This is a genomic window from Coleofasciculus sp. F4-SAH-05 (genome assembly GCF_040222985.1).
GTDB lineage: Bacteria > Cyanobacteriota > Cyanobacteriia > Cyanobacteriales > Coleofasciculaceae > Coleofasciculus > Coleofasciculus chthonoplastes.
The window spans coordinates 1-5,369 of record NZ_JAVKBY010000033.1 but is presented as its reverse complement, the minus strand read 5'-3'; the positions used below and the strand labels follow the sequence as shown (position 1 = coordinate 5,369).

Annotated in this window: 6 protein-coding genes and 3 pseudogenes; 4 read left to right on the top strand and 5 right to left on the bottom strand. The window is 44.9% G+C overall.

Going from position 1 to position 5,369, the window contains the following annotated elements; all coding sequences use genetic code 11:
* On the bottom strand, positions 1 to 611 hold a 611-nt coding region (locus RIG27_RS03475; protein WP_446342468.1), incomplete at its 3' end, for an RNA-guided endonuclease InsQ/TnpB family protein.
* A gap of 55 nt (positions 612 to 666) precedes the next feature.
* On the opposite strand from RIG27_RS03475, the gene RIG27_RS03470 reads away from it, so the two are divergent.
* Positions 667 to 858, top strand: a complete 192-nt coding sequence (locus tag RIG27_RS03470) for a hypothetical protein (RefSeq protein ID WP_446342466.1) — start codon at positions 667 to 669, stop codon at positions 856 to 858.
* Positions 859 to 894: 36 nt separating this feature from the next.
* Here RIG27_RS03470 and RIG27_RS03465 read toward each other — a convergent pair.
* Positions 895 to 1,323: pseudogene (locus tag RIG27_RS03465) on the bottom strand (haloacid dehalogenase-like hydrolase); the annotation flags it as partial.
* Positions 1,324 to 2,066: 743 nt separating this feature from the next.
* Here RIG27_RS03465 and RIG27_RS03460 point away from each other — a divergent pair.
* A complete protein-coding gene (locus RIG27_RS03460; protein WP_446342464.1) occupies positions 2,067 to 2,411 on the top strand; it encodes a hypothetical protein in 345 nt (114 codons plus the stop codon).
* A 200-nt stretch (positions 2,412 to 2,611) separates the two neighbouring features.
* On the opposite strand, the pseudogene RIG27_RS03455 reads toward RIG27_RS03460, so the two are convergent.
* Positions 2,612 to 2,893, bottom strand: a pseudogene (locus RIG27_RS03455) (class I SAM-dependent methyltransferase); the annotation flags it as partial.
* Between RIG27_RS03455 and RIG27_RS03450 the strand changes: the two are divergent.
* A pseudogene (locus RIG27_RS03450) lies at positions 2,884 to 3,072 on the top strand (NACHT domain-containing protein); the annotation flags it as partial. The pseudogenes RIG27_RS03455 and RIG27_RS03450 overlap by 10 nt on opposite strands.
* A gap of 332 nt (positions 3,073 to 3,404) precedes the next feature.
* Here the strand turns inward: RIG27_RS03450 and RIG27_RS03445 are convergent.
* Positions 3,405 to 3,602 carry a hypothetical protein gene (locus RIG27_RS03445; protein ID WP_446342462.1) on the bottom strand — a complete coding sequence of 66 codons (198 nt, stop codon included), beginning with the start codon at positions 3,600 to 3,602 and terminating at the stop codon, positions 3,405 to 3,407.
* A gap of 114 nt (positions 3,603 to 3,716) precedes the next feature.
* Positions 3,717 to 4,526 carry a DUF1350 family protein gene (locus RIG27_RS03440; protein WP_446342460.1) on the bottom strand — a complete coding sequence of 270 codons (810 nt, stop codon included), beginning with the start codon at positions 4,524 to 4,526 and terminating at the stop codon, positions 3,717 to 3,719.
* Between the two features lie 245 nt (positions 4,527 to 4,771).
* On the opposite strand from RIG27_RS03440, the gene RIG27_RS03435 reads away from it, so the two are divergent.
* A complete protein-coding gene (locus RIG27_RS03435; protein WP_446342458.1) occupies positions 4,772 to 5,182 on the top strand; it encodes a hypothetical protein in 411 nt (136 codons plus the stop codon).
* Positions 5,183 to 5,369: the final 187 nt, after the last annotated feature.

Sequence of the window (5,369 nt, the reverse complement as noted above, 5' to 3'; positions counted from 1 at the left end):
CTTTTCGCCCCTTCTACCACGATGCCTGTAGACAAGACGGCTAGCGCCTTTATGCCTAAATCGACTCCCACTACAGGGTGAGGTTTGGGGCGGTATACTTGCTCATAGTCCAGTTTAAAGCTGATGAACCATCGGTCAGCCGTTCTGGAAATGGTCACAGATTTGGGCGGCAAACAGACGGGTAGTCGTTCATGGGTCCTTAGCCAACCGATAACCGGAACTCTAATTTTAAAATGGTCAAGTTTGATTGACCCATCTAGGGTAAAGCTATCGCCCCGCCCTTTTTTCTTAAATCGAGGCGGCTTGCTTGTTTTTTTAAATGCCCGTCTCCAGGCTTCAGCCAACTGCCTTAGTGCATACTGAGGAGCGCATTTGCTCACTTCATAGTACCAGGGATGAATCGGTTTAACCAGTGCCACTAACCACTTGTGAAGGTCAATCCCTGTTGGAAACTTGATTTTGTCCTCTGGATTATCCCGATTGTGTAAGAGTATCTGCTTGGTTAAACCTAATCCCCAATTCCATGAGTGTCTGGCAACACCAGCGTGTTGAGCTAATGCTGTTCGCTGCTTATTGTTCAGTCTTAATTCTGTCTTGAATCCCAAAAGCATTTGCTGGTAGCGTGAGCGATAATATATACGTTAACACATACACTTAGAGTTGGTAATGCCTTTTCAACAAGGACATAAGTTAGGAGCGAAAAAACAGTTAAAGAAACCCCTGGATAAGCAAGTTATCGCCTTCCGGGGATATGAGGGGCAGAAGGAAAAATTGAAGGCTATCCCTAACTGGCAAGAACGGTTCAGGGAGAATGTTTATCACCTCTACTCATCTCTACCCAAAAGTGAGCAGAAGTGAGTAGATACGATCAGAAATTAGGTTACAGTTGCTAGCCCCCTCAAACTCGGACAATGGCTGGAGATAGTCACCACTCGTATCCACATCTACAGCATAAACCGCCGCCACCCGTTCGATCAGCGACGTTCCTCCCCATTTTTCTCGACCCAACACCGTCTCCACCATACCCCGCAATCCCCCGGAAACCACCACAAACGGTACGCCGCGATCGTCCAGAAAATCGAGTAATTCCACTAAACCTGGACGAATCGGTTTAGATTGAGTATAGGTGAGGATATCTGGATATCGCGAGGACGGAATCGATTCTAGGACGCGGCGCACACCTTCCCGTAGTGTTAGCCGTTTAGCATAAAGTTCGGGCATCACTTGGGCAGATACCTCAGGCGCAAAATCATTTAACATCCCGGCAAAGGTTTCTACTGCCGTAATCGTACCGTCGAAGTCACAAAAGACAACTCGCTGCATTCGAGATCAGAGGTTAGGTTTAACATTGATAAAGATGGTATAGTATTAGCCATCCCACTGGCTTTATTATGCCGCCTTAAATCTCTCTCAGCAAAGAATAGATCAGATAGTTTTTAATTTTTAGATGAATCGATAAAAATCATCCGGCTACAACCTATAAAGTTCTGAACGATGGAATAGATCGAAGTTAAACACAAGCCCTCAGAAGTTGATGTTCCTCGTTTGTGATAGTTCTAAGCCTCGTATCCAGGTCAAGCTAGAGTATTTTCGATGGCATTATTATTCTCTAATTGATTTATATCTTGGAGTTATTAAACTTAGCGATAACTTAATAGATTTATCTTCAGGGGTAAGAAATCCAGAGCATAACTTGCTGGATGCGTCGTGAGTATGACAACAGCTCAATGCTCCCATAAGTACAATAACTCATTGACAGAAACTTCGTCTTTCCTGCAACAGGTGAAATCTATCAAATTACGATGTTTTATCCATAATATAAATTGAATCAAATCATTGATATGACCAATAGTTATTAGGTTATGATTGAGTCAGGATAAAGCGGTTCGCGATTCGATGAGGTACAATCCGCTCACAGGAAAAGCATGAGAGATAAGGGATGGGGGATAAATTGGTGTATTTCATTATAACGAGTAAAAACCGCGATCAGTATAGAAACCTAGTCCAAAGCGATTAGCGCATCAGGGGGTATGTACCAAGTACAATTGTGAACAGAAGCTAAAGGAATGACTCTAAACTATCCCATCATTGAAACCCAACTCAGACTCATTAGAGCTTTACAGCGCGGATACGCTGAAGCATTAGAAGCTGGAGATTGGCAAGCGGCGGAGTATCGTTGCGCTCATTTACATCGGTTGTGTGAAGGGCTACATCATCTGAGTTATTTGCTCGATCGAGGCAATGCTTTATCCACAGTGACACCCCAAAATCAAAATAATTGGGTGGGGACTATCCGGGGTAACAATCCGATGCACACTTTAAATCAGTCCTCGGAGACGAACGAAAAGCCCCTTTCATCACGCCCCCTACCCCCTGAACCACCGCCTATTGATGAAGTGTGGAATCAGTAAATGCTTCTAACTTTTCACAGTTGATGAGGGAGATAGGGGAGATGTAGAAGATGAGGAAGATAGAGGAGTTCACTTGACATTTAACCTTCAGCAAGGGCGGGTTTGGTTAAGGTAGGGGTTTTCTCCTGAACGGTATTGGTAAAACCCGCCCCTAAACACTATGTCCGACTAGTGTAGAGACGCGCCATGGCGCGTCTCTACTATTGCTTTTCTGTTGTATTCGGTTTTATACCAATCAGAAGCGCCAGTTCCAGCCATTTCCAGTAACAATCGACATCAGTATAACCAATTTCTCGTAGCCATTTCAGTTGAGTTTCTACATCTAATAATTTATTCGAGGGATCGTCTGGTTTGTCAGCAATCCCCATGCAAGCGCGGAAATGTTCATGGAGTGCTGGTGTGGGAGAGGCGACGTGTTCTAAGTTGCAAAAAATACCACCGGGTTCCAGCAAGTTGAAAAGTTCAGCATAGAGGGAATGCTTGCATTCAGCATTTTACGTTACGTTTAGTACTGTATTGTAGTGGTTGTATTCCCTGGAATTATGCCCGATTTCTGGATTATGCGACGCAGCAAATTTTTTTACAGAAGGTGGGAGGAGGGTATATTTTTATTCACCGATTATTGTTGGAACATTTTGCTCAGATGGAGCGAAAAATGTAATACCCGTAGGGGCGCACGCTCCGTGCATTGGTGTCAACTTAAGGTGAAACCCCCTCACCCCCAACCCCTCTCCCACCAGGGGAGAAGGGAGCAAGAAAGAAGCGGTGTTCCGAATGTGATATCAGAAGCGTCTTTATGTAATAATTTCCCTTATTTTACTACCTTTATTCTCTCCTTTCTCCCCCCTTTCAAAGCAGGGAGTTTTCAAAACAGGTGCGGGCTTCTGTCGGTTTCTGCATCGCATCTCGGTAAAAGCAGCCAAATTCATACCAGAAGTGACCATTTTTTTGATTGTCAAACTTAATCGCTTGCTGGAAATGTTTGATAGCTTGTTAGTAAACCTTCCGCCCTTTGCTACTATAATTGTGACCTTGGGCTTGATAGCACCGCGCCATGTACCAGTGAGCAACGCCATGTTTGGGGTTTTTCGTCAGGATAGGTTGGAGATAATCCATGGCTGTGTAGGGATCTGGGGGAAACTGGAACTCATTATTATCCAACTCCTCCAGAATCGAATCATCCCGAAACACGTCATCGGCGATTAAATAAAAATGCTGATGAATTTGCTCAGAAAACTCCCATAATAGGTCTAACCAGTAGGGTTCTCCCCAAAGCAGTTACACTCCAACAAATCGCTCCATTCCTTACCCCACTGCCAAAGGATTTAACCAGCGGATAATCTCCAAGTTCAGTCGATTTAAATCCCGATAAACCCCTTGCTTCATCCACTGACCGATCGCATCGAATGGCGTAAAGGAATCTCCCGTTTTCCAATTGACATCTTGTCCCAACGGTGTTAAGTGATTTCCCGGTAGCATTTGTAGCACAACCATATTCGGAAATCGTTGTTGCAGCACAGGGGATAAAATTGCCGTTTGGTCTATCTCGTCCTTGATAAATTTAATCAGTAAATTGCGGCGAATGGCGTATTGCTGGGCAATCAGGTCGTTAGTTTCTTGAGGTGAGGGGGTAAATTCAACGTCAAAGGCTGGCTTGATATTCAACTGCTTGAGGAACGTCAACTGATCCAGCATATTGAACTGTTCCAGAAACGGAATAGCCTGTTTCGCTGGGTAGTTGTTGAAGGAAATCAAAATATTACCCGCCCGTTCCACGGAAAACAGACTGCCAATCAGCAGATGCAGTTTGCACCCCATGCTATGTCCGACACCGTAGATCGGTAAATACTGTTTCTTGAGTAGTCTTGTGGCTTTGAGGCGATCGAGGGTCGTCTCAAAACGGTTGAGGACTTCGCGGGCGATCGCAACGTGATCTAAGGTATTGAGAAACGGCGTCGCCACGACCAAATAACCCTGACGCCCTAATTGCTCAAGTAGCCAACGGTAGGTGACTTGGGGCGCAGCCGCAATAAACGCCCCACCCAAAAAATGCACGATACCAACGGGACGAGACGGAATTAAAACCCAGCTACCAGATAGTTCTTGCCAGTCCATAGGAAGAGAGGGAAGTTCTTATATTTTTATATTGTGACGTACTCCCGGCTAGGTGGCGCTGCATATACCAAGTTGCGTTCTAACCTGTCATTGGACAGCGTTGCCAAGAATCTCAGCGATATCATCGAGTTTGATTTATATATTTAATGAGAAATTGCTATCGGATAATAATTCCATAATTAGCTCAGGTCTGTACACTGTTAGATAAGCTTTTTGTCCCTCATTAGCCATATCCCTTAGCAATCATGATTAAATCCAAACTGTTTTTCACAAGTCTCCTGTCTACCGTAACCGTTACAGGTAGCCTATTTCTGGCAACGATTAGCCCCACTCAAGCCCTCCCTTGTGGGTTTGGCAAAAAGGGTATTTCCCAAAATGCTTCTGGAGAACCTCTTAGTCTGGTTGGCGATAAAATCAACTTCTACAAAAAATTCGGCATTGCTGGTGTTGGTATCGCCGCCGTAGCCGGAGGGTTAGTCGCTGTGAAAAAATTTAAAGCCCGTCAGAACCAACCCACTGAAGCGATTATCACAGAGACACCCTCATCAGAAGTCTTTGAACCCTATAACTTTGCTATCCCTGTTTCTCCAGAAGCGTTAGTCGCTTCAACTCCTGAAGCCGAGGAGTCTGAGCAGGATCTGACCTCCGTGAGCTAATTCAACTGACTGAATGTTAGTAAGGTGGGCAAGAGCGATAGACTGAGTGACATCCTCCCACACCAAATCGAAGATTATGGTGTGGGCTTCCAAACCTCACGATTTGGCATTCCTAGTTTTTCTCTTACGAGGTTTCGCCTCTGACCTAGATGAAGTTATCTCCATCCCCGGCAGACCGACTACATAG